Below are 24516 nucleotides of genomic sequence, written 5' to 3'. Positions count from 1 at the left end.
GTCCCACACACCAAGGAAAGGAACCCAATCATGGTTTTTGGGCGCCTGAAGAAGAAGCAAGAGAACCTCCCGGCAGAAGAGGCGAAACCCGCCGCCAGCCCGGTCGAGGAACAGGTTGCGCCAGCGTCAGCCGCTGCGACCGAGAATACGACCACCGAGGATACGACCACCGCGGATACCATCCCCGAGGGGGCGACCACCCCCACTGATGCCCCGGAACCCGCAACGGCCGCTGATGGCACCGCCGCGCCAGTCGCAGCCGACGACGACGCCGAGCTAACCCCCGCTGCCCCCTCAACACCCGCGGCCCCGGCCCCGGGCGTGGTCGTCTCCCGTGACAACGGGCCGTTCGACGTCTCGGAACACGACTCCGACGCCGGCTACATCGACCTCGGTGCGCTGCGCATCGGAGCAGCCGAGGGTCTCCAGCTTCGCCTCGAAGTGGAAGAGAAGACCAAGCGGGTCATCGCTGTGACCCTCGACCTGAACGGATCCAACCTGCAACTGCAGGCGTTTGCCGCACCCCGCACCGATGGGTTGTGGGACGAAATCCGGGCCCAGATCGGCGTCTCCGTCGGCTCGCAGGGTGGCACGGTCCAGGATCGTGTCGGCACCTTCGGCACCGAACTGGTAGCCAAGCTCCCCGCCAAAACGGCGGACGGGCAGCCCGGCTTCCGGGTGGCCCGGTTCCTCGGCGTCGACGGCCCCCGCTGGTTCCTCCGCGGTGTCATCGGCGGACCCGCGGCAATCAACAAGGAAGCGGCCGCACCGATCGAGGAACTCTTCCGCAAGGTCGTCGTGGTCAGGGGAGACCACCCGCTGCCGCCACGTGAACTACTGCAGCTCCGGCTGCCCAAGGAATCGGCGTCGGCCCGCCCCACCGAGCCCGTGCCACCGGCTCCTGATCTCACCGATCCGCTGAAGCGCGGTCCCGAGATCACCCACATTGGCTGACCGACCGGGAGTGGACAGCGCCGGGGTGCACCCCGGCGCCGCTTCAACTGTCGGTGGGCTGCCCACCCGTGGGCGGGCCAGGGCGCGGGGCTACATCTCGCGGATCACCGTCCTGCCCCGCAGCTCAGCACCCCAGTTCGCCGCGGTCGTGTCCGACGACGCCCCGCCGGTGACCACCGGATCCGACCGCCGCGACAGTGTGGCCCGCCTACGGGCCCAGGTACGGCTGGTCTGGATTGGACAGCGGCGGGTGCCGGGCATCGAAGCGGGAACCCAGATAGCTTTTGAAGGTATGGTCAGCCCGGTGGACGGGATGCCAACGATCTACAATCCTCGTTACGAAATCATCGGCCGTCCGGAGGCACAGCAGTGAGCACCCCACCACCACCCAGCACCGAGCCTGAGCCCGATCCGGCTCCGCGCCAGGGACCCACTGCCGCCGAACTGGCGGAACAGTACGCCGCCCGGTCCGGCATGCAACGCTCGGAGAACGGCCAGATCGATGTCCTGCAGTCGATTGGCGGGGTCAGAGGGCTCGCCGAGAGCATCCTGCCCGGCCTGATCTTCACTGTGGTCTTCACCATCAACCGGGACCTGGCGAGTTCACTCATCGCCGCGCTGGGTGTGGCCGCCATCTTCACCGTCATCCGGCTCGTCTCCAGGACCCCCCTCACGCAGGCGCTATCGGGCCTGATCGGCGTGGCGATCTGTGCCTTTGTTGCCAACCGAACCGGCAATGCCGAAGACTTCTTCGTCCCCGGGTTCTTCACGAACGGCGCCTACATCATCGCGATGGTCATCTCCATCGCGGCGCGGTGGCCGATCGCCGGACTGCTCTTCGGCTTCATCAGGGGTGAGGGTGTCGAATGGCGGAAGGACCCTTTGCGGGTCAAGGCGTACACCATTGCCACCTGGATCATCGTGACGGTCCTCGGGCTAAGGCTGGCCGTTCAGATGCCCCTATACTTCGCCGAGAACTTCGTGGCGCTCGGGACCACCCGACTGATTATGGGACTCCCGCTTTACGCACTTGGGCTGTGGCTCGCGTGGCTCGTGTCCCGCCCGCCCGCCCAGCTCCCAGCGGGCGCGACAGACAGGTAGCCGGTCAGGGCAGGCCCGGCGCGTCCACGGGCGCACCGGTGTCGTCATCGTCAGTAGGAACGGCGAGGAGCACGCTGCGGAGCGCGTCCTCGGCGGCGATCGCTGCGATCAGGAACAGCTCGTCTCCCGGTTCCACCACGTCGTCGGGGCTGGGCGTAATCGACGCGTCGTCCCGCAGGATTGCCACCACCGTGCAGTCCTCCGGCAAGATTAGCGAACCAAGGGTGCGGCCCACGATCGGTGATTCCTGGGGGACAGTGAACTCGACGATCGATGTGACACCGCTCTGCAGGGTGAGCAGCCGGACCAGGTCACCAATCTCGACTGCCTCTTCCACCAACGCCGTCATCAGCCGGGGAGTGTTCACGGCCACGTCGACACCCCACGAGTCGTCGAACATCCAGTCGTTCTTCGGGTTGTTGACCCGGCCCACCGTCCGGCCCACCCCGAACTCGCTCTTCGCCAGCAGGGACACCACCAGGTTGACCTTGTCGTCCCCAGTCGCGGAGACCACCACATCAGCCTCATCCAGCCGGGCGTCCTTGAGCGTGGTCAGCTCACAGGCGTCACCGATCAGCCATTTGGCTCCCTTGAGCCCGCTGCGGCCGATCACCTCGGGCTTCTCATCGATCAGCAGGATTTCGTGGTTGTTCGAGAGCAGCTCCTTGGCAATCGAGGATCCCACGCTGCCAGCGCCCGCTATGACTACTCTCACTCCGACTCCTCCACAGGTTTCTTGGCGAGGATACGCCCTATCTCGTCGGTTGCGGAGGTCTTCATCATGGCGTGCACAATGTCGCCTTCCTGGTAGCTGGTCTCCGAGGTGGGCAGCATGCCCTCACCGAACCGCGTGAGGTAGGCGACGCGGATCCCCGACGCAGCCTCGATATCGGCAAGCGACCGCCCCAGCCAGCCGTCGTGCAGGGTGAGCTCGCCAAGGATCAGCCGTCCCGAGGTCTCCCGGAAATCCCCGTTGATGCTCTGTTCGGGCAGGATGCGGCGCAGCACCTGATCGGCGCTCCACCTGACCGCGGCAACCGTGGGAATGCCCAGACGCTGATAGATCTCAGCGCGTCCGGGGTCGTAGATACGTGCCACCACGTGCGGCACGTGGAAGATCTCACGGGCCACCCGGGTAGCCAGGATGTTCGAGTTGTCACCGCTGGACACCGCTGCGAAGGCGTAGGCGTTCTCAATATCTGCGTTCTTCAGCGTGTCCCGGTCGAAACCGACGCCGGTGACCTTCCGGCCACCGAACGAGCCCCTGAGCCGGCGGAATGCGCGGTCGTCCTGGTCGATGATGGCCACCGTGTGCCCCGACTCGTCGAGGGTATGGGCGAGGCTGACGCCCACCCGGCCGCACCCCATAATTACAAAATGCGCCACTCGCGCCACCTGCCGTTCCAACCGATTGCCAACCTACGTGTCAACGCGCTCCACTCGCTGGGGGCCTGCGTCCGCTGCACCCAGCCTAATGGAGTGTGGCAGCAACAAACGCGCTAGTCTGTGGGCTGTGCTGACTTTCTTTGAAGCCGTCAAGCGGGTGCTGGTGGGCAAACCGTTCCGCAACGACCGGCTGCGGCATCAGACCCTGCCCAAGCGGATCGCGATGCCGGTGTTCTCGGCCAACGCCCTGTCCTCGGTGGCCTACGCACCCGACGAAATTCTCCTCACCCTGGCCCTGGCCGGGCTGGCTGCCGTGTCGGTGTCGCCCTGGGTGGGGTTAGCCGTCCTGGTGGTGCTGCTGGTAGTGATCGCCTCCTACCGGCAGGCCGTCCACGCGTACCCCACCGGGGGTGGCGACTACGAGATCGCCCGCCGCAACCTGGGAAGCTCGGCCGGACTGACCGTGGCGTCCGCCCTGATGGTGGACTACGTGTTGACCGTCGCCGTTTCGGTGTCCGCCGCTGCCCACTACCTCATTGCCCTCGCGCCGGGGCTCGCGGGCGGCCAGACGGTGATGGCGGTGGCCGGCGTCGTCGTCCTGGTGTTGCTGAACCTGCGCGGCGTGTCCCGGAACACCCTGGCCCTTGCCATTCCCACCTATGTCTTCCTGGCCGCAATCCTTGGCATGTGCGCCGTCGGCATCATCCAGCGCCTCAACGGAACGCTGGGGGAGGCGCCCAGCGCCCGGTTCGAGATCATCCCCGACCCCGCGCTCGACGCCGGGCTGGTGGGCCTTGCGGGTGCGCTGCTGATTCTCCGCGCCTTCTCCGCCGGGGCGGCAGCCCTCACGGGTGTCGAGGTCCCCAGCGCCAACGTGCCGAGCTTCCAGGCCCCCCGTAGCCGCAACGCAGCGTCCAGCCTGCTCATTCTCGGCGTCGTCGCGTCGGCCATGATGGCCGGGGTGATCTACCTCGCCAACGCGGTGAAGGTGCACGTGGTGCAGAACCCGCAGGAGCAACTGCTGCTGGACGGCAACCCCGTGTCCGAGGACTACATCCAGAACCCGGTGGTCAGCCAGCTGGCCCGCACCATCTTCAGCGACGCGGCGATACCCTTCATCCTGGTGGTGGGCGCCACCGCCCTCATCCTGGTCCTGGCCGGTCACGCCGCGTTCAACGGTTTCCCAGTGCTTGCCTCAATCCTCGCCAAGGACGGGTATCTGCCCCGCCAGCTGCGCACCCGCGGGGACCGGCTGACCTTCAGCAACGGCATCCTCGCCCTCGGCGCGGGAGCCATCCTGTTGATCTTTGTCTTCCGCGCCGATGTCACCCAGCTGGTTCAGCTCTATATTGTCGGCGTGTTTGTGTCCTTCACCGCGAGCCAGGCCGCACTGATCAAACACTGGACCCGCGAGCTGCGCAGCACCGCCGACAAGAAGCGGCGGTGGCGGATGAAGAAGTCCCGGGCCATCAACACTGTCGGTTTCGTGCTTACCGCCGCAGTGCTGGTGGTGGTCCTGGTGACCAAGTTCGAGTACGGAGCCTGGGTGGCCGTGCTGGCGATGGTGGTCCTGTTCGCCGTCATGCACAGCATCAAGCGGCACTACGACCAGGTAGCCAGCGAACTGGCCCTTGACGACTCCACCTTCTCCCGTGCACTACCGTCCCGCGTGCACGCAGTCATCCTGGTCTCCCACGTCCGCAAGCCGGTGCTGCGCGCCCTCGCCTTTGCCCGCGCGTCCCGGCCGTCCAAGCTGGACGCGATCGTGGTGGATGTGGACCCGGAGGAGACGGAGCGGACGCTGCGCGACTGGGACCGGTACGAGATTCCGGTGCCGATCACGGTGCTGGCGTCGCCCTACCGGGACACCATCCTCCCGATCATGGAGTACATCAGGAGTATCCGCAGCGACTCCCCACGGGACCTGATCGTCGTCTACATCCCCGAGTATGTGGTGGGCCGATGGTGGGAGCAGCTGGTCCACAATCAGACCGCCCTCCGCATCAAGACCCGGCTGCACTTCGAGCCGGGGGTTATGGTGGCAAGTGTCCCCTGGCAGCTCGCATCCTCCGACGCCGCACGAAAATTCCAGGACCTGCAGTGACCTTTCAGGGAAACACCAGTTCCGCAGATCCACAGCAGTATTTATCCCAGCAGTAATTAAGGACCCACAGTGACAGACCAGCCGTCAGCCACCCTCGACCTCACCATCGGCCCGGTGGCCCACGGTGGCCACTGCGTGGCGCGCCATGAGGGTCGGGTGATCTTTGTGCGCCATGCGCTGCCCGGCGAAAGGGTGCGCGTCAGGCTCACCGAGCACGACGACGGCGCGAAATTCTGGCGCGCGGACGTGGTCGAGGTGCTGGAGGCATCCGAGCACCGGGTCAACCACCCGTGGCCCCTCGCCGACGCGCTGCTGGCCGCCCAGCGGGGCGTGGCTCCCGTGGGTGGTGCCGAGTTTGGACACATCGCCCTGCCCGCCCAGCGCGAGCTCAAGGGGACTGTCTTCAGCGAACAGCTCAGCCGGCTGGCAGGAGTGGAGCGGACGGTCGAGGTGGAACCGGTTCCCGGCGAATCCCCGGACGGTCTGCGGTGGCGCACCCGGGCAAGCTTCGCCGTCGCACCGGACGGACACCTCGCCATGCACGCCCACCGGTCCAACGAACTGATCCCGGTCGCCGAGATGCCCCTGGCCATTGATGCGATCAACGAGCTCCAGCTGTGGACCATCGACTTCACCGGCATCCAGCGGGTCGAGGTGGCGGTCGGCTCAGCGGGCGGACCGCCCCTCGTGCTGCTGGTCCCCGCACCCGGCGCGCGGCGCAAACAGACCGCGGTAGTCGTCCACCAGTTCGACGGACCAGCAGTGGCCTTCTGGGACCCCGAAAAGGGGACAGTGGAGCGGGTCCGCGGCAAGACCTGGCTCGCTGAGACGGTGCGGGACTACACCTACCGGATTACCGGCGACGGGTTCTGGCAGATTCACCGGGGTGCCCCGGAGCTGCTGATGGGCGCCGTCCTGGATGGCCTGGCCATTCAGCCGGGGGAGCGGGCCGCCGATCTCTACGCGGGGGCCGGGCTCTTCACGGCGCCGATCGCCGACGCGGTGGGCGACACGGGCAGTGTCCTCGCGGTTGAGGGGTCTCCCGGCGCGTCCCGCGACGCAAAGCGCAACCTGCACGGCCGCACCCAGGTCGACATCGTGCAGGGCAAGGTGGACCGGGTGCTCCAGGAGCGGAAACCCTCACTCGATGTGGTGGTGCTGGATCCGCCGCGTGCTGGCGCCGGTCAGGCAGCGATCACCGAGGTGATCGCCGCCGGTCCGCGGGCAGTCGGGTACGTGTCCTGCGACCCGGCATCGTTTGCCCGCGACGTCGGATACTTCCAGCAGGCCGGCTGGGAACTGGACACCCTGCGCGTGTTCGACCTGTACCCCCACACGCACCACATGGAGTCCTTCGCGGTGCTGCGCCCGGCTGCCGGCTAGGTCCGATGACTGGTCGGCCACCTGAAACGGTGCTCCCGGCCGGTCTTCCAGGACGCCGCTGGGTACCGTGGCGTTTTGGCGGCGGGCACCCTTGGCGGAGATCCCGCGTTAGAGTTAATGACCCGCGGGTGGACGTCCGGCGGGATTGACCAACGCAAGGAGGCACCGATGGGACTCTTGGAAACCATCCGCCACCCCCAGGACCTCAGCCGGCTCACCAACGACCAGCTGGTGCGCCTGGCAGGGGAGATCCGTGACTTCCTGATCACCAACGTGTCCCGGACCGGAGGGCACCTCGGTCCCAACCTGGGAGTCGTCGAACTGACCCTCGGGATGCACCGGGTCTTCGACTCGCCGCGCGACGCGATGATCTTCGACACCGGACACCAGTCCTACGTGCATAAACTCCTCACCGGCCGCCAGGACTTCAGCACCCTCCGCCAGCAGGGTGGACTGTCCGGGTACCCGTCCCGCGCGGAATCCGAGCACGACGTCGTCGAGAGCTCCCACGCGTCCTCCTCCCTGTCCTGGGCCGACGGCATTTCCCGCGCCCGGGTGATCGCCGGTGAAGGCGACAGGTACACAGTCGTGATGGTGGGCGACGGCGCCCTGACCGGCGGGATGGCCTGGGAGGCCATCAACAACATTGCCGCCGACAAACGACGCCGCGTGGTGATCGTCGTCAACGACAACGGCAGGTCCTACGCGCCGACCATCGGGGGAGTTGCCGACTACCTGGCCTCGCTGCGGCCCACCCTCGACACCGTCCGCACCCATCCCGTCTATGAGGGCACCCTCGACTGGTCCAAGCGTCGCCTCCAGAACGGCGGCCCCCTGGGCCGTTTCGCCTACAAGAGCCTGCACGCCACGAAAAAGGGCATCAAGGACTGGTGGGCCCCCCAGGGGTTGTTCGAGGACCTCGGGATGAAATACATCGGCCCGATCAACGGCCACGACATGGCAGCCGTCGAGCACGCACTGCATCAGGCACGCAACTATGAGGGCCCGGTGATCGTGCATGCGATGACCGAGAAGGGGTACGGCTACGCGCCGGCCCGCGCCCACGTTGACGACCAGTTCCACGCGGTGGGCATCATTGATCCCGAAACCGGTCAGCCGGTCGGCGCCGCCGGACCGCAGTCCTGGACGTCGGTCTTCGCCGACGAGATCACGGCGATCGCTGACGAGCGCAAGGACATCGTCGGGATCACCGGCGCCATGCTCATCCCTGTGGGGCTGCACAAGTTCGCTGAGAAATACCCGGAACGCGTGTTCGACGTCGGCATCGCCGAGCAGCATGCGCTCACCAGCGCCGCCGGGATGGCGTTTGGCGGACTGCACCCGGTGGTTGCCCTCTACGCCACCTTCCTGGGCCGCGGCTTCGACCAGCTCCTGATGGATGTCGCACTGCACAAGGCTGGGGTCACTGTGGTCCTGGACCGCTCCGGGGTCACCGGCCCCGACGGCGCAAGCCACCACGGGATGTGGGACATGGCCATGCTCCAGATCATTCCCGGGCTGCACCTGGCCGCTCCACGTGACGCTACCCGGCTGCGTGAGGAGCTTCGGGAGGCTGTCGCCATCGGCGACGCCCCGAGTGTGGTCCGCTACTCCAAGGGAGCGGTGGGCGCCGAGGTGCTCGCCATTGAACGGCTCGACGACGGCGTCGAAGTGCTGCTTCGTCGCCCGACCGGGTCGAGCAGCAACGACGTCCTCATTGTTAGCGTCGGCGCGATGAGCGAACTCGCCCTGGACGTCGCCAACCGGTTGGGTGCCCAGGGGATCAGCTCGACGGTCATCGATCCGCGGTGGGTCCTCCCCGTCCGCCGCTCGGTCATCGACATGGCCGCTGAGCACCGGATTGTCATCGTGATCGAGGACGGTGTCAGGGCGGGTGGAGTCGGGTCGCGGATCCGGCAGGAAATGCGTGCCGTCGGTGTGGACACCGCATTGAACGAGGTAGGACTGCCGGTCGAGTTCCTCGACCACGGCACCCGCAGCGAGGTGCTCGAACGCGTCGGACTGACCGCGCGCAAGGTGGCACAGGACGTGGTTGAACAGGTGCTGGGCACCCGTGTTCCCGTCGCACGCCCGCTCCCCGGTCAGGATTCACCGGTCACGGGGCAGCTGCCCAAACTCTAGGCCGCCGAAAAGCGGAGTGTCAGAAACAGTCTGTGAGACAATGAACGTGGCTGGCAGGGGAACCACATTCCCCGGCCGGTCCAGTGACAGGCTTCCGGCTCTGCCGGCGACGCTTCCGCGTGCATCGTGAAAACATCCTGACGGATGGGGTGCCGGGAATCCGCTGTGCAGGCCACCCGTTGGGAAAGCAACGGATAAGGAAAAGCGCCACTGGTCTTCGAGTGATGCCGCACCCCACGGATGGTGCGACCTCGAAGCTCACTTAGACGACTTCCGGTAAACGCGAGGCGCCAAGGTCCGCGAACAACCGACATACTGCCCCCGGGGGCGTCGGAATGTGGCCGACGCCGCAGGGGCGCTGGAGCAAAACACCATATGGATACTCAGCAGAACCCTACAGAGCAGAATCCGTCAGACCCCACGCAGGAACAGCTCGATGTTGCAGTGAAGAAGGCTCCGAGGACCCGCCGCAAGAAGGTGGAGCCCGCAGTCGAGACACCGCAGGAGTCACCCACCGACGCAGCGGTTACTGACACCGCCGCCACCGACATTGCGGCGGTCGACGAGCCAGTTGCGCCGAAGCGTCGTGCCTCGCGCAGCCGCAAGGCAGCGACTAGCGATATCGTCCTTCCCGACGCGCCGTCTACCCCACCCACCGGTTCGACGACGCCGGACTCGGCAGCCGTTGATCCTGCAGACCCGGCCGACGCGCCGAAGGCAAAGGCACCGGCCCGCCGCCGGTCCACCCGCAAGGCTGACGCCGCGACCACCGCACCCAGCGACGACGCTGCGAATGGAGACGCTGCGAGTGGAGATGCCGAGGCAGGTACGCCGCCGGCAGACGCTGAGTTGACCCCTGTCAAGAAGGCCCCGCGCCGCCGGCTCACCGTAGCCCAGAAGAAAGCCGCGGCCGAGGAGGCTGCAGCCGCGCAGGCCACCCCAGCGGTGGAAGAGGCTGCCCACGAAGCCACGGCCCAGGATGCCTCCAGCGAAGCCGTGCAGGACGCTGCGGAAACCCCCGAAGCGGTCCAGGTGCCCGAAACCCCCGAGGTCCCACCGACCCTGTCGGCAGCGGACCCTTTTGCCATCCCCGCGTCGCTGTTCCACGCGCCCGACCTGCAGGCTGTTGCAGCTCCCGCCCGCAAGACCGCTCCCGCACCATCCTCCACCGACGAGGACACCGCCGAGGACGACGAGGATGGTGACACCGAGACCGGTGGGCGCCGCCGTCGTCGTAACCGCCGCAGCCGGGGCAAGGGCCGCGCCGACCAGGACGCCGGCAGCAACGACAACAGCCCGGCTGCCGATAATGGTTCGGACAGCGACAGCGACGAGGGAGTGACCTCACGGCGCCGTCGTCGTCGCCGCCGCGGAGATCAGGACCTTGAACTCACCGGCGGCCAGGATGATGACCCACCCAACACCGTGACCCGGGTGCGAGCACCCCGGCAGGTTCAGGAAACTGCACCCTCGAACAAGGTCACCAGCGTCAAGGGCTCCACCCGGCTGGAAGCGAAGAAGCAGCGCCGGCGTGAATCCCGCGACACGGGGCGCCGTCGCCAGGTGATCACCGAAGCGGAATTCCTGGCACGCCGGGAATCGGTGGACCGGCAGATGATCGTCAGGCAGCGCGACGACAGGATCCAGATCGCTGTCCTCGAAGACGGTTTGCTGGCCGAGCACTTCGTGTCGAAGACCCAGCAGGACTCCCTGATCGGCAACGTTTACCTGGGCAAGGTCCAGAACGTGCTGCCGAGCATGGAGGCAGCGTTCGTCGACATCGGCCGTGGCCGCAACGCCGTCCTGTATGCCGGCGAGGTCAACTGGGATGCCTCCCGCCTGGACGGCCAGCCCCGCCGGATCGAGCTTGCCCTGAAGTCCGGCGACACCGTCCTGGTGCAGGTCACCAAGGACCCTGTCGGCCACAAGGGTGCACGCCTGACCAGCCAGATTTCCCTGCCCGGGCGCTACCTGGTGTACGTGCCGGGCGGCTCCATGACCGGAATCTCCCGCAAGCTTCCCGATGTGGAACGCAACCGGCTCAAGCGCATCCTCAAGGATCGCCTCCCCGACAATGCCGGGGTAATCGTGCGCACCGCTGCGGAGGGTGCCAGCGAGGAAGAGCTGACGCATGACATCAACCGGCTGCGGTCGCAGTGGGAGAACATCGAGGCCAAGTCCGGCTCCACCAAGTCCCTCGCACCCGAGCTGCTCTACGGGGAACCGGACCTGACCATCAAGGTGGTCCGCGACGTCTTCAACGAGGACTTCTCCAAGCTGATCGTTTCCGGTGATGAAGCCTGGGACACCATCGAGGCCTACGTCATGTACGTGGCCCCGGACCTGGTGGGCCGCCTGGAGAAGTGGACCGGCAACGAGGATATCTTCTTCGCCAGCCGGATCGACGAACAGATCCACAAGGCACTCGACCGGAAGGTGTTCCTCCCCTCCGGCGGGTCACTCGTGATTGACCGCACCGAGGCGATGACGGTTGTTGACGTCAACACGGGCAAGTTCACCGGCAGCGGTGGAAACCTCGAGGAGACCGTCACCAAGAACAACCTGGAGGCGGCGGAGGAAGTGGTCCGCCAGCTGCGCCTGCGCGACATTGGCGGGATCATCGTCATTGACTTCATAGACATGGTCCTGGAAGCCAACCGTGACCTGGTGCTCCGTAGGATGGTCGAGTGCCTGGGCCGTGACCGCACCAAGCATCAGGTTGCCGAAGTTACCTCGCTGGGGCTGGTCCAGATGACCCGGAAGCGGATGGGAACCGGCCTGCTGGAGGTCTTCGGTGAGAACTGCGAGCACTGTGGTGGGCGCGGAGTCGTCACCCACGACGAGCCGGTGGAACACAAACGGCATGTTGTCTCGCCGGACAACCACCAGCAGCACCTCCGGCAGGAGAAGGTGTCCCGGAGCGAGCGAAAGCGCAACCGGAGCCGGTCCTCTTCACCTGCCGACGAGGAGCAGCAGGCTCCCGAGGCGCCGCAGAACGACGCCGAGCGGCAGGCACGGGCTGAAGCGGCCCGGGTGGCCCTCGCGAGCATCGCCGCAGCCACCCACGCTGCCCATGAGGCTCAGGGCCACCCTGCGGCTGACGAGGCCGCCGAAGTGGTGCTCACCATCAACGGGGAAACGGTAAGCCTCCCCCGCGCGGAGAGCAGCGACGCCGAGGTCCAGGAAGCACGTCGCCTGACCCTCGACAGCCTCACCCAGGCGTTCGACCGCAAGCCCACGTCCGAACAGCCGACTCATGATCAGCCGGTGTCCGAACAACCCTCATCCGAACAGCCGGTTTCTGAACGGCCGGGCAACGAACAGCCGGCCAGTGGACGACGGTCCCGGCAGTCGACCAACGAACGGACTGCCGCCGCCCAGCAGCCGGCGCGTGCTGTGTCGCGTGAGACCGGATCGTCCGGTCCCACGCAGCAACCGGTGAGCCCTGCAGAGGAGCCTCGCAGCCCCCGCCGTAACCGCCGGCGTGCCGGCAGCCCCCAGGGGACTGCCGCGACCGCCACCATCGAGCGGAAGCAGCCCGATGCCGCAGAGATCGCCGAGCAGCCGGTGGCACGGTTCGTCGCAACCGTCGTGGCACCCCGAAAGTCCCCGGCAGCAGTGCCAGCCAAGGATGAGCCAATGATCCTTGGGGTAGGGGTTCCCGCCTCCGAGTTGTAGCGGTGGGCTGCTCCCCCACCCCTGGCCCTCCCACGGGAGGGCCAGGGGTGGGGGAGCGGCTCGTCCCGGTTCGTAGGTTCCCGCGACTCGCCCACCCTGGGAGGATTTGCAGGAAACCGCCGCTCTGGCGTAATCTTGATCTTCGGTGCGTTCGCCTTCTAACCGGTTATCCGGGGCGTCGATGCACAGCGTCAGCGGTAGGACCAAATAGTATGGTTTACCGGTGTAAGTACGCACACAGTAGTTTTCCAAGCATAGTTGTCGAGAGAAGTGAGTTCCCAAGTGGTGTACGCGATTGTCCGCGCAGGCGGCCGGCAAGAAAAGGTTTCCGTGGGAGACCTCGTAACCCTTGACCGCGTCACCGGTAAGGCCGGCAGCAGCTTTCAGCTGCCCGCCCTCCTCCTGGTCGACGGCGACAAGGTAACCTCAGCAGCAGATGACCTGGCCAAGGTCGCTGTCACTGCCGAGATCATTGAGAATCTTCGTGGACCGAAGATTGTCATCCAGAAGTTCAAGAACAAGACCGGCTACAAGAAGCGCCAGGGTCACCGTTCGGAACTGACCCGCGTCAAGATCACAGGCATCAAGTAACCTCTTCGTTCTTTATCAAAAGGTAGGCAAAGCAGATGGCACATAAGAAGGGTGCGAGTTCCACTCGCAACGGTCGCGATTCGAACGCCCAGTACCTCGGCGTCAAGCGGTTCGGTGGGCAGGTTGTCAAGGCCGGCGAGATCATCGTCCGCCAGCGTGGCACCCACTTCCACCCCGGCGCTGGCGTTGGCCGCGGCGGAGACGACACGCTGTTCGCACTGGAGGCCGGCTCGGTAGAGTTCGGTAGCCGTCGTGGACGCCGCGTCGTCAACATCGTCGGCGCAGTCGCAGAGTAGTTTCTGCGCAACCAAGCATTAGGCAGTGAGGTGGGGTGAGCCGATCCGGCTCGCCCCACTTTCTTTTTAAGCCGGGATAGACTCGGCACCAAATCCAAAAATTCTGAAGGAGTTCAACGTGGCAAGCTTCGTTGACCGGGTGGTTCTGCATGTGTCGGGCGGTACCGGCGGTCATGGCTGCGTTTCCGTCAAGCGTGAAAAGTTCAAGCCGCTGGGCGGGCCCGATGGTGGCAACGGTGGCGACGGCGGAAGCGTGATCCTGCGCGTTAGTTCGCAGACCACCACCCTCCTGGACTACCACCACGCCCCGCACCGTCACGCCACCAACGGCGGCAACGGGATGGGCGACTGGCGCGGAGGCAAGCAGGGCGAGACCCTGATCCTCCCCATGCCTGACGGCACCGTCGTCAAGACCAAGGACGGCGAAGTGCTCGCCGATCTGGTCGGGGAAGGCGCCGAATTCGTCGCTGCCTCCGGTGGCCAGGGCGGACTCGGCAACTCCTCGCTCTCCTCCCAGAAGCGCAAGGCACCCGGCTTCGCGCTGCTCGGTATCCCCGGCGACGCCCGCGACATTGTGCTGGAACTGAAGTCCATTGCCGATATCGCGCTGGTTGGTTTCCCCTCCGCCGGCAAGTCCAGCCTCGTCGCGGCCATGTCCGCGGCCCGCCCCAAGATTGCTGACTACCCCTTCACCACGCTGGTGCCGAACCTTGGCGTCGTGGAGTCCGGCGATGTCCGGTACACGATCGCCGACGTGCCCGGCTTGATCGAGGGTGCCAGCGAGGGCAAGGGCCTCGGCCACAACTTCCTGCGCCACGTCGAGCGCTGTGCCGCGCTGGTCCATGTCCTGGACTGCGCCACGCTTGAGTCCGACCGCAACCCGCTCAATGACCTTGACATCATCGAGCGCGAGCTCGAAAAGTACGCGGTCGACATGAGCTTCGCGGGCCCCGACGGCGACGTCGTCCCGCTGAACCAGCGCCCCAAACTGATTGCCCTGAACAAGGTCGACGTCCCCGATGGCAAGGACATGGCGTCCTTCGTCCGGCCCGAACTCGAGGCACGCGGGTACCGCGTCTTCGAGGTGTCGGCTTCCAGCCACGAGGGGCTCCGGCAGCTCGGCTTCGCGATGGGCGAGATCGTGACCGCCGCCCGCGCCGAGCTCAAGGCCACCCCGCCGAAGATCACCCCGCCCGTGCTCCGCCCCCGCGCCGTCAACTCGCGCGGTTTCATCATCCGGAACGAGGAGAAAAACCTCCTGCCGCTGTTCCGTGTCATCGGTGAGAAGCCCGAGCGCTGGGTCAAGCAGACCGACTTCAACAACGACGAAGCCGTCGGCTACCTGGCGGACCGGCTGGCGAAGCTCGGTGTCGAGGAACAGCTGTTCAAGAGCGGCGCCAAGCCCGGCGACACTGTGGTGATCGGCGAGGACGACGGCGTCGTCTTCGACTGGGAGCCAACCATGATGGGCGGCGCGGAGCTGCTCGCGTCACCGCGTGGCACCGATATCCGCCTGGCGGAGTTCGTGCGACCCACCCGCGATGAAAAGCGCGAGGACTACCAGGACCGCAAGGATGCACGCGCCGCGGCCCGGGCCGATCTGGAGACCGAGCGCAAGGCCGGGATCTGGACCGAATCGGTCAACTATAAGACCCGTACCGGACCGGGGGCCGATCCTGATCAGCCGCAGGTTGATGAGCCGGCACCAGCAGCGGATGACGAAAAAACCGGACACTGAGGTGACGATGACGGCTAAACGTCCCCTGAGAACCCGTTCGGGCCTCGCAAAGGCGAAGCGGATTGTCGTGAAGGTGGGATCATCCTCGCTGACCTCCATCTCCGGTGGTCTGTCCGAGGAAGCCCTAGTAGGCCTGTCCGACGTCCTCGCCGCCCGCCGCAACGAGGGCACCGAGGTGATCCTGGTGTCCAGCGGTGCCATCGCGGCCGGCCTGGCGCCGCTCGGGCTGAAACGACGGCCCAACCAGCTGTCCTCCCAGCAGGCCGCCGCGAGTGTTGGCCAGGGCCTGCTGATGGCCCGGTACACTGCCGCGTTCGGTGCCCATGGCGTCACGGTCAGCCAGGTACTGCTTACCGCCGAGGATCTGATCCGCCGCGGCCACTACGCCAACGCCCATCGGGCTATGGAGCGGCTGCTGAATTTCGGTGTTGTTCCCATCGTCAACGAGAACGACACCGTCGCCAGCCACGAGATCCGGTTTGGTGACAACGACCGCCTGGCGGCCCTGGTGGCGCACCTCGTGAAGGCTGACGCGCTGGTGCTGCTCTCCGACGTCGACTCCCTGTACGACGGACCGCCCAAGGACGGCGCCCAGCGCATTCCCGAGGTCAGGGGTCCACAGGACCTCGAGGGCGTCGAGATCGGCCGCACCGGCAAGGCCGGGGTCGGTACCGGTGGCATGGTGACGAAGGTGGAGGCGGCGACCATTGCCGCGAGCTCCGGAATCCCTGCGCTGGTCACATCAACCGACAACGCGGCGGCAGCACTGGCCGGCGCCGACGTCGGCACCTGGTTCAGCACCAACGGCCGACGCAAGCCGATTCGCCTCCTGTGGCTGGCCCACCTGGCAGACATCCGGGGCACCCTGACCCTCGACGACGGCGCCGCGAAGGCCGTCGGCGAACGGCGGCGCTCCCTGCTGCCCGCCGGCATTGTCTCGGTCGGCGGCGACTTCGAAGCCGGCGACCCGGTGGCCATGCTGGACCCGCAGGGCGGCGTCGTCGCACATGGACTGGTCAACTACAGTTCCTTCGAACTGCCCAGGATGTTGGGCCGGACCACCCGTGAGCTCTCCAAGGAGCTGGGCCGCGAATATGAGCGTTCAGTGGTCCACGTCAACGACCTCGTGGTGCTTCGCTAGACTGGGTCAATGACTTCCGTGACCGAACAGCAGACAGATGTGACCACTGCGGTGCACGCCATCGCTGACCGCTCGCGCGTGGCGGCACGGCAGCTAGCCGCCGCCAACCGGGCCGCCAAGGACCAGGCACTCCTCGCGATCGGTGAGGCCCTGGTAGCCAACCGTGCCGGGATCCTCGCCGCCAACGCACTCGATGTTGAGGCAGGGCACGCGAACGGCACCTCGAAGGCGCTCCTTGACCGTCTCAGCCTCTCCAATGAACGCATTGAGGGGCTGGCGGCAGCCCTGACGAACCTCGCGGGACTTCCCGATCCTGTGGGCTCACTTGAGCGCGGACAGACTCTGCCCAACGGTGTCCGGATGCGCCAGGTCCATGTACCCCTCGGCGTCGTGGCCGCGATCTACGAGGCAAGGCCCAACGTGACCGTCGACATCGCCGGGCTGGCGCTCAAGAGCGGCAACGCGGTCATCCTCCGTGGTGGCAGCGCCGCCGCACACACCAACTTGGCGCTGCTCGATATCATCCGGGGCGCGCTGGTGACCTCGGGCCTGCCGGCCGACGCCGTGCAGAGCGTCGACGAGTATGGACGTGAGGGCGCCAACGTTCTGATGAAGGCGCGCGGGCGGGTGGACGTGCTGATTCCCCGTGGTGGCCACGACCTGATCCAGACGGTTGTCACCAACTCGGCAGTACCGGTGATCGAGACCGGGGAGGGCAACGTGCACATCTACGTTGATCGCAGTGCCGACCCTAAAATGGCCGTGGACATCCTCCTCAATGCGAAAACCCAACGCCCCAGTGTCTGTAACACCGTCGAGACCCTGCTGGTGCACCGCGACGCCGACGCCACCGGCGACGTGCTGCGGGCGCTCGTGGCAGCCGGGGTGCGCATCCACGCGGACCAACGGACCCTCGACGCGTTGCCCGACGGAGTCAGCGCCAACCTGGCCACCGACGATGACTGGGCCAGGGAGTACATGGACCTGGACCTCGCGGTGGCGACAGTGGATTCCCTGGATGAGGCCATGGCGCACATTCGACGGTGGACCACCGGCCACACCGAAGCGATCGTCACCAACGACCTGGGCAACGCTGAGCAGTTCATCGCCGGTATCGATTCGGCGGCAGTGATCGTCAACGCCTCGACCCGGTTCACCGATGGGGCAGAGTTGGGACTAGGCGCCGAGGTGGGAATCTCCACCCAGAAGATGCATGCGCGCGGGCCAATGGGATTGCGTGAGCTGACCACTACCAAATGGATCCTTCAGGGCGATGGGCAGGTCCGGGCCTAGGACAGCGCCCCAATGCGCGTAACATGGTAGGGAACCTATCCGCCGGTTTGTGCTGACCGGCCACGAACTAACTTGATTTCAAGGGGAGAATTTATGCTTTCTCAGTTTCTCGATGCCGCAGTTGTCGCTGCCGAGACCGGCGGACACGCGGTACACGTCGAACTTCCGATGGATCCCGTACTGTACGGGGTCATCATCATGGGAGCGCTGCTGGCGCTGATGTTCATCACCCTGGCCTTCACCAGCCTCGGGAACCGTCACGACGCCGTTGAGGAACACGCTGACCCGCACAAGCAGCACCCTAACAAGCATGACCACGGCGAAGCCACGCGCCGCTAGCCACGGGACGTGAATCCAGCCGATAGGGTACACGCGGACGGCCGCCCGTGGCGACTTGGGGTGATGGGCGGTACCTTCGACCCCATCCACCATGGGCACCTTGTCGCAGCCAGCGAAGTGGCTGCAGTCTTCAACCTCGACGAGGTAGTGTTCGTGCCCACCGGGCAGCCGTGGCAAAAAGCGGAACGGGCAGTCAGCCCGGCTGAGCATCGCTACCTGATGACGGTCGTGGCGACGGCGTCCAACCCTAACTTCACGGTGAGCCGCGTGGATATTGACCGCCCCGGCCCCACCTACACCATCGATACGCTGCGCGACCTGAAGGCGGCCCGGCCCGAGGCTGAACTGTTCTTCATCACCGGCGCCGATGCCATGGCTCAGATCCTGTCCTGGAAGAACGCCGACGAACTGTGGTCCCTCGCCCATTTCGTAGGGGTCACCCGACCAGGCCACGAACTCGATGGGGGAGGCAGGGACGTGAGTTTGCTGGAAGTGCCAGCCATGGCCATTTCCTCGACTGATTGCCGGCTGCGGGTGGCTGCCGGGGATCCGGTCTGGTACCTGGTGCCCGACGGCGTGGTCCAGTACATTGCCAAGCACGGTCTTTACCGGGATGAGGCAGTGGCCGGGCAGCGTCTGGAACATCCCGTCCGACACAACGAACTGAAATCTACTACTGGGTGAGAAACCAATGACGAACGGCAACGATTCCGCGCACGAGCGGAAGCGACGGGATCTGCGCGGGACGAACGCCGACGTCGACCGTCCCGTGACCGGTCTTGGACCGGTCCGCGAAGGAGGAAGGCGGGACCGCCGTCGTCGTAGTGACGAACCCTCCATCCAGGCTCAGGCGCAGGAGCATGTCGCCCTGCTGCAGGAGTCCGGGGACGATGATCCCTTTGCGGTGGATCCGGAAATTCTGAAGCAGCAAAAAGCCCTTGCGGACCGGGCGGCAGCCCTGAACACCCGCGCCCTGACGGTGCAGCAACCTTCCATCGAGGAAACGCAGCACGCCCTGGTGGGTCTCGGCTCCGAGCCGGGCGTTGACGACCCGACGGCCGCCCACAACCTCTCGATCTTCTCGTCCGGCAGGTTCGTCGGGCTGCCGGTCGCTGCCTTCCAACCACCAGGCGCGACGACGCCCGGTTCCACGTCAATGACGACGCCGGAACCCGGGAACGCCGCCCCGGAGCGGGCCGATCCGATCGGCGCACGCACTGCGCACGGTCTCGAACCACTCGATGCCATGACGGCGGGGCTGGGGCGGGTCAAGCGCCTGCCGCTATTGCAATATTCGATTGTCAGTCTGGGCGCCCTGGCGCTGATCACCGGGGTCATTATGATCACCGGGGTCTTCAATTGAACCTGACGGCTGACTACACACAAGGAGATACGTGAGCGCTAACGAAACGTCCATCGCAATTGCCCGGGCGGCTGCACATGCAGCCTCGGACAAAATTGGCCAGGACATTGTGGCTATTGACGTCAGCGAACGGCTGGCGATTACCGATGTCTTCCTGGTTGCTTCGGCATCCAGCGAACGGCAGGTCAATTCGATTGTCGATGGCATCGAAGAGGAACTTGCCAAGCGGGATCTCAAGCCCGTCCGCCGGGAGGGACGCAGCGAAGGCCGCTGGGTTCTGCTGGATTACCTGGATGTCGTAATTCACGTCCAGCATGAAGAGGACCGTGTCTTCTATGCGCTGGAGCGCCTGTGGGGGGACTGCCCGGTCATTGACCTGCAGCTGGAAGACGCCCCCGCTGCGCCTACGTCGTCAACCCCTGCAGCAGGTCCTTCATTGGCCAACGACGCCACCTCTCCTGACGCCGGGTGAGGTTCAACGCCGCCGGATCGGCGGGCGCCCGGAGGATCGTGTTCTGGCGGCACGGGCGGACCGACTGGAATGCCCGGGGATTGTTCCAGGGGCAGGAGGACATCCCGCTCGACGAGCTGGGTCAACAGCAGGCACGGGAGGCCGCTGCTGAACTGGTGTACCTGGCGCCTTCGCGTATCTACTCCTCCGACCTTGCCCGAACTGTTGCCACCGCGAATGAGCTCGCGTCGTTGACCGGCGTCACCGTGGAGCTGGATCCCCGGTTGCGGGAGACCTACGCGGGGCAGTGGCAGGGGTTGTCCTTCGCCGAGATCGCGTCACGGTTTCCTGCCGACCAGGCCGCGTGGCATGGCGGGGACCCCACGATGCTTGCCGGGGGCGGCGAGAGCCGTCTGGACGTGGGCCGGCGAATGGCTGAAGGTACCCTCGAGGCCGTGGCGGATCTTGGCCCTGGGCAGACCCTGGTGGTGACGAGCCACGGCGGATCGATCCGGGCGGGGCTTGCTGCGCTGATGGGACTGCCACCGGAACTCTGGGCGTCCCTTTCGGGGGTCTCCAACTGCCATTGGTCGGTTCTCGAGGAGCTGGATCAGGGTCCGAAAGCCCGAAACAAGTGGCAGCTGACCGAGCACAATGTGGGGTTGGCATCGATGCCATCCACGCCGCTGGAAGGCTAGCTGCCCTTACTGACCGGCCAGAAACCGGCCGATTTTGCAGGGGGCCGATTGTTGACTAAACTAAACAAGTTGCTCCGGCCGGTTCGGCGGGGTGGCACCAAGGAATTGGGGCTATGGCGCAGCTGGTAGCGCACCTGCATGGCATGCAGGGGGTCAGGGGTTCGAATCCCCTTAGCTCCACCAATAATCCGCTGGGACAACGGCTTGTAGCCGTCGTCTCAGCGGATTTTTCTTTACCCCGCCGACCCACTGCTGGTTGTACGTGCAGTTCACCCCCCGACTGCGCCGCCAAAGTCTCCCGCCGCACGTACGATACAAGCAATGCGTTGAGAACGGACGGCGTGGGGGAAACAGTGACCGATGATCGATCGACGAAGTGGGCCCGCGCGGAACGGGCTGCCCTTGGCCTCGCCGACGGAGGAGTGGGCGTAGCCGTTCGCCGCTACTACACCACGGTCACCCCAGTGATCCTGCTGATCGGCGTCGCCGTCGCCGTAATCGTGGTCCTGGTCTTCGACGAACCCCTAGCCTGGACAACCACAGCATCCGGCGCGCTGCAGGTATCGGGTATTTTGACCCTGGTCTACGGGTTTGTCTACGCCAGCAAGAAGGTGAATCCGCTGGTCACTCCTGATCGTGCGTCGGTGAACATTTTGCTCCATAAGGACGACTCCCGGAGTATTAGGAAGCAGATCAATGGAGCCGCACCGGTTCAGGATGATCAGGTAGTGGTAGCCCGCGGAGTCGCCATTCAGATGCTGCAGGGGTTGGCGCTGCAACTCTCGATCGCTAGCGGCCAGCTGATGATATTTGCCGGCGGAATCTACCTTGGGTCTACGTTCCGGCTATTTTGGGCGCTCCTCGCACTCGTTTCGGCTTGCCTGCTCGTTGTGATGATCTGGCACTTCCGCAAGACCCAAAGGTTTCTGAAAGATACGGAGCCAGCTCTTGTCTCCGGCGACATGTGAGGACAATTCGTGACGATCCACCTGCGTAGTGCGTTGACCGACCCGGCATCGCCGGTCTTTGGCATAGCTTCTGTTGGCGTTATGGGAGGGCTGACGCTTGTTGACGATGCGAAGCTGAATGATCGGGACCGCCGCACGATGCGGGTAGTATCCGCCGTAGTGTCGGGTTTCTACGTGGGAGTCACCTCAGGAGGTAAACAACTTCCCCTGAGGGTCTTGGCAGGGTTCGCCACAGGTGTTGCGACGCTTCGCTTCGCTACTGCCAGTGAGGCAATCGACCGGCGGCTGGAGCAGAAGCTCCGCCAGTTCGGAGCGCAGCAGCCGCGACGGTGGATGGCTGCTGGCACGGCGGTGTTGATTGTCGCCGGATATCTGGCGGACCGTTCTGCAGCCAAGCGGGAGCGGCAGCTCGCCTTGACCACAGAGTCGGAAAGCGTCGTCGTCGATCATGCCGTCGGGACAGCCGTGCCGACTGAGGAGTAATGGCCGACTTTGGCCTGGGCCCTCCCGGGACAATGATTCAGTTTGCTGGGTGGGTGCCCGAATTTAGGAGGCCCGCTCCGAGTCGTGCTTCGGCCGGTGTCCAGCGATCGCGGCGCGGAGGTCGCCTTCTTCGTGGCCACCCTTGTTCTTGCCGAACGGCAGCGCCTTGATGACCGGGTGCACGATGGCCATCACGATGAGGCCCCAGATGAGTCCGAGGACCGCTGAGCACAGGGTGTTCACAAGCCAGGCAAGGAAACCGCCGACGACGGCGATTCCAGCGAAGGGCGCCTCAAGGACATGCACCAGATCATAGGGGGCGTGCCAGCCGAGGTCGTAGGCACCCTGCAACATGATGTGACCACCAACCCACAGCATGGCAACGGTCCCGATCAGCGTGATCGTGGCCAGGACCGACGGCATTCCTTTGACCAACATTTCACCGAAACGCTTGGACCCTGCGGAATCCTTGGTCGTCAGGTGCAGGCCGATATCGTCCATCTTGACGATCAGTGCAACCGCTCCGTACACGATGACGGTAATGGCGATCGCCACGACGACCAGGATAATCGCCCGGACCCAGATCGACTCGTCGGCCACCTCGTTCATGGAAATCACCATGATCTCGCACGACAGGATGAAGTCGGTGGTGATGGCACCCTTGGTGACCTTCGCCTCCGCTTCAGGACCGCGGTCGACAGCGGGAGTTTTCTCGGCCGCATGCTGGCCACGGAGCTTGTGCCAGACCTTCTCCGCACCCTCGTAGCAGAGGTACGTACCACCCGCCATGAGGATGAACGGGATGATCCACGGGATGAAGGCGCTGATCAGTAGCAGCGCGGGAAGGATGATCAATAGCTTGTTCCGCAGGGAGCCCCAGAAGATTCGCTTGATCATTGGCAGTTCGCGGGATGGGTCGGCCCCGGACATGTACTGAGGCGTTACTGCGGCGTCGTCGATCACTACGCCCGCTGCTTTGGCTCCCGCCTTGGCAGCGCCGGCTGCGACATCATCCACAGACGCGGCAGCAATCCGGGCGAGGGCCGCGACATCGTCGAGCAGTGCGACAAGACCGCCGCTCACAGGGCGCCCCCACACTGGAACGTGGAGGAGTGCAGGGCGCGGAAGCCATAGGTAAGGCTGGTGATCGGCATGCACTGAGTATATGACCAAGTTGGCCGATCGAATGGATCCTTAGATCCGACGGTATCCACGCCTTTTCCCGGCCAGGCGGCCGGCGAGATCGGAAGCGGCGAGTACAGCGATGATGATCGAGAAGGCGGCCAGCGCGAGCATGAGATACAACCCGATCAGCGTGGTCAGAGGGGGTTGATGTTCTCTGAGCAGGGACATCCCACCAGCGAGACCGACGACCCAGAACACGGTGACGGCAACCAGCGCGATGATGGAGGGCAGGGCACCTGGATTAATGCGAAGCCACTGCCAGGATGTCCCAACGAATCCGTTCACCAGTCTCATGGGGCCCATTGTGGCGCGGGAGTATTTGGCGGGGGAGCACAAAACCGCAACAGGTCTGTCACGTTTCGGTAGCGAACCTGCTAGCTCGCCGCCCAGGCGACCTGGTTACGACCAAGGTTCTTCGCCTGGTAGAGGGCGGTATCCGCCCGGCCAAGAAGCATTGACGCGCTATCGCCGGGTTCGGCCAGCGCTGCCCCCACTGAGCAGGAGACTTTGAATTGCAAGGCAACGGAACGGAGGCGCTCCAGGATCAGGTCCGCGTCTGCGGGGGCGCAACCGGGCAGCAGAACCACGAACTCGTCGCCTCCGAGCCTGCCGAGGGTGTCTTCCGCCCGCAGCGCCTGCTGCCACTTACTGGTGAGTTCCTCAAGAAGCTGATCTCCAGCTGCGTGGCCCTGAAGATCGTTCACCTCCTTGAAATGGTCGACGTCGATCAGCCCCGCCACCAGGGAACGGCGCGGCGTGCCATCCCCGCTCAGCGCGGCGTGAAGAATTCGGTCCAGGCCCCGACGATTGATGATCAGGGTCAACGGGTCGATTTCGCTCTGTTCGCGGGCTTGGGACAGCCACATGATGACGCCGCCAGTCGTCGAGATCACGGTGATCAGTGCAATCGGTTCGAAAACCGTCAGGTGAGTGGCTTCATCCCGGACCAAGAGGACAGCCACCCCCAGATAGGTGACGGCGGCAAACCCTATCTGGAGTGCCGCGACCAGGGGATTCAGGAACAGCAGGGCGTAGATGACGATCCATAGGTAGAAGAAGCTGAAAGAAACCACCGCCGAGGTACTTCCCCCGGTAGCCGTGAAGATAGTGACGACGACCGTGCCGGTCGCCAGTAGCCAGGGTTGAGCCGCCGCGGGAATCCGATGACGCAGGAGGAAAATAGTGATGCCAGCGAGGACGAGCGGCACTCCCAGGCCCGCCA

General features: G+C 65.3%; 24 protein-coding genes and 1 tRNA gene. 20 read left to right on the top strand and 5 right to left on the bottom strand.

The window, feature by feature from the left end:
• Window positions 1–30 precede the first annotated feature (30 nt).
• Genes HMI58_RS07100 through HMI58_RS07090 form a run of 3 tightly spaced genes read left to right on the top strand, consistent with a single transcriptional unit; the run spans window position 31 to window position 2055 of the window.
• A complete protein-coding gene (locus HMI58_RS07100; protein ID WP_171618644.1) occupies window positions 31–954 on the top strand; it encodes a DUF3710 domain-containing protein in 924 nt (307 codons plus the stop codon).
• Complete coding sequence (locus HMI58_RS07095; protein ID WP_171585295.1) at window positions 947–1327, top strand: OB-fold nucleic acid binding domain-containing protein; 381 nt, start codon at window positions 947–949, stop codon at window positions 1325–1327. Before HMI58_RS07100 ends, HMI58_RS07095 begins: the two co-directional genes overlap by 8 nt.
• Window positions 1324–2055: a DUF3159 domain-containing protein gene (locus HMI58_RS07090; RefSeq protein ID WP_171618643.1), complete on the top strand. Its 732-nt coding sequence runs from the start codon at window positions 1324–1326 to the stop codon at window positions 2053–2055. Before HMI58_RS07095 ends, HMI58_RS07090 begins: the two co-directional genes overlap by 4 nt.
• A gap of 4 nt (window positions 2056–2059) precedes the next feature.
• On the opposite strand, the gene HMI58_RS07085 is transcribed toward HMI58_RS07090, so the two are convergent.
• Both HMI58_RS07085 and HMI58_RS07080 read right to left on the bottom strand, forming a co-directional pair.
• Window positions 2060–2770 carry a TrkA family potassium uptake protein gene (locus HMI58_RS07085; RefSeq protein ID WP_171585294.1) on the bottom strand — a complete coding sequence of 237 codons (711 nt, stop codon included), beginning with the start codon at window positions 2768–2770 and terminating at the stop codon, window positions 2060–2062.
• Entirely contained in the window at window positions 2767–3441 is a 675-nt protein-coding gene (locus HMI58_RS07080; RefSeq protein ID WP_171585293.1) for a TrkA family potassium uptake protein, read from the bottom strand. The genes HMI58_RS07085 and HMI58_RS07080 overlap by 4 nt, the downstream gene beginning before the upstream one ends.
• 127 nt (window positions 3442–3568) lie before the next feature.
• Between HMI58_RS07080 and HMI58_RS07075 the strand changes: the two genes are divergently transcribed.
• The 17 genes from HMI58_RS07075 (at window position 3569) to HMI58_RS06995 (ending at window position 22109) form a co-directional block, all read left to right on the top strand.
• Window positions 3569–5545: an APC family permease gene (locus tag HMI58_RS07075; RefSeq protein ID WP_171585292.1), complete on the top strand. Its 1977-nt coding sequence runs from the start codon at window positions 3569–3571 to the stop codon at window positions 5543–5545.
• Between the two features lie 69 nt (window positions 5546–5614).
• On the top strand, window positions 5615–6928 hold the full coding sequence (locus tag HMI58_RS07070) for a class I SAM-dependent RNA methyltransferase (RefSeq protein ID WP_171618642.1): 1314 nt from the start codon (window positions 5615–5617) through the stop codon (window positions 6926–6928).
• A 168-nt stretch (window positions 6929–7096) separates the two neighbouring features.
• Window positions 7097–9070, top strand: a complete 1974-nt coding sequence (gene dxs, locus HMI58_RS07065) for a 1-deoxy-D-xylulose-5-phosphate synthase (RefSeq protein WP_171585290.1) — start codon at window positions 7097–7099, stop codon at window positions 9068–9070.
• 375 nt (window positions 9071–9445) lie between these two features.
• A complete protein-coding gene (locus tag HMI58_RS07060) occupies window positions 9446–12748 on the top strand; it encodes an Rne/Rng family ribonuclease (protein WP_171618641.1) in 3303 nt (1100 codons plus the stop codon).
• Between the two features lie 282 nt (window positions 12749–13030).
• Entirely contained in the window at window positions 13031–13339 is a 309-nt protein-coding gene (rplU, locus tag HMI58_RS07055; protein WP_019482657.1) for a 50S ribosomal protein L21, read from the top strand.
• 35 nt (window positions 13340–13374) lie between these two features.
• The gene (gene rpmA, locus HMI58_RS07050) at window positions 13375–13635 is read left to right on the top strand and encodes a 50S ribosomal protein L27 (protein ID WP_081743419.1); all 261 of its coding nucleotides are present in this window, start codon (window positions 13375–13377) and stop codon (window positions 13633–13635) included.
• 118 nt (window positions 13636–13753) lie between these two features.
• Window positions 13754–15373: a GTPase ObgE gene (obgE, locus tag HMI58_RS07045; RefSeq protein ID WP_318779247.1), complete on the top strand. Its 1620-nt coding sequence runs from the start codon at window positions 13754–13756 to the stop codon at window positions 15371–15373.
• Between the two features lie 7 nt (window positions 15374–15380).
• Complete coding sequence (gene proB / locus HMI58_RS07040) at window positions 15381–16514, top strand: glutamate 5-kinase (RefSeq protein ID WP_171618640.1); 1134 nt, start codon at window positions 15381–15383, stop codon at window positions 16512–16514.
• Between the two features lie 9 nt (window positions 16515–16523).
• Window positions 16524–17807 (top strand): glutamate-5-semialdehyde dehydrogenase, encoded by a 1284-nt coding sequence (locus HMI58_RS07035; RefSeq protein WP_171618639.1) that lies wholly within the window; start codon window positions 16524–16526, stop codon window positions 17805–17807.
• Between the two features lie 93 nt (window positions 17808–17900).
• Window positions 17901–18146, top strand: coding sequence for a hypothetical protein (locus HMI58_RS07030; RefSeq protein WP_171585286.1), 246 nt, complete (start codon window positions 17901–17903; stop codon window positions 18144–18146).
• A 60-nt stretch (window positions 18147–18206) separates the two neighbouring features.
• On the top strand, window positions 18207–18830 hold the full coding sequence (gene nadD / locus HMI58_RS07025) for a nicotinate-nucleotide adenylyltransferase (protein ID WP_318779248.1): 624 nt from the start codon (window positions 18207–18209) through the stop codon (window positions 18828–18830).
• A gap of 7 nt (window positions 18831–18837) precedes the next feature.
• Window positions 18838–19509, top strand: a complete 672-nt coding sequence (locus HMI58_RS07020; protein ID WP_171618638.1) for a hypothetical protein — start codon at window positions 18838–18840, stop codon at window positions 19507–19509.
• Window positions 19510–19540: 31 nt separating this feature from the next.
• Entirely contained in the window at window positions 19541–19981 is a 441-nt protein-coding gene (rsfS, locus tag HMI58_RS07015) for a ribosome silencing factor (protein ID WP_171618637.1), read from the top strand.
• Window positions 19978–20658, top strand: a complete 681-nt coding sequence (locus HMI58_RS07010) for a histidine phosphatase family protein (protein WP_171618636.1) — start codon at window positions 19978–19980, stop codon at window positions 20656–20658. The genes rsfS and HMI58_RS07010 overlap by 4 nt, the downstream gene beginning before the upstream one ends.
• Window positions 20659–20765: 107 nt before the next feature.
• A tRNA-Ala gene (locus HMI58_RS07005) sits at window positions 20766–20841 on the top strand.
• Between the two features lie 170 nt (window positions 20842–21011).
• Window positions 21012–21626, top strand: coding sequence for a hypothetical protein (locus HMI58_RS07000; RefSeq protein WP_171618635.1), 615 nt, complete (start codon window positions 21012–21014; stop codon window positions 21624–21626).
• Between the two features lie 9 nt (window positions 21627–21635).
• Window positions 21636–22109: a hypothetical protein gene (locus HMI58_RS06995; protein ID WP_171618634.1), complete on the top strand. Its 474-nt coding sequence runs from the start codon at window positions 21636–21638 to the stop codon at window positions 22107–22109.
• Between the two features lie 63 nt (window positions 22110–22172).
• Here the strand turns inward: HMI58_RS06995 and HMI58_RS06990 are convergent, their stop codons facing one another.
• The 3 genes from HMI58_RS06990 to HMI58_RS14940 all read right to left on the bottom strand — a co-directional run bounded on the left by HMI58_RS06990 (window position 22173) and on the right by HMI58_RS14940 (window position 24502).
• Window positions 22173–23192, bottom strand: coding sequence for a DUF808 domain-containing protein (locus tag HMI58_RS06990; RefSeq protein ID WP_171585280.1), 1020 nt, complete (start codon window positions 23190–23192; stop codon window positions 22173–22175).
• Window positions 23193–23303: 111 nt separating this feature from the next.
• Window positions 23304–23588 (bottom strand): hypothetical protein, encoded by a 285-nt coding sequence (locus HMI58_RS06985; protein WP_171585260.1) that lies wholly within the window; start codon window positions 23586–23588, stop codon window positions 23304–23306.
• 80 nt (window positions 23589–23668) lie between these two features.
• Entirely contained in the window at window positions 23669–24502 is an 834-nt protein-coding gene (locus HMI58_RS14940) for a GGDEF domain-containing protein (protein WP_171618633.1), read from the bottom strand.
• Window positions 24503–24516 lie beyond the last annotated feature (14 nt).

It is taken from the genome of Arthrobacter sp. 147(2020), from assembly GCF_013116715.1.
Lineage (GTDB): Bacteria > Actinomycetota > Actinomycetes > Actinomycetales > Micrococcaceae > Arthrobacter_D.
Note: the sequence above shows the minus strand (reverse complement) of the source record. Positions and strands in the feature narration are given on the sequence as shown.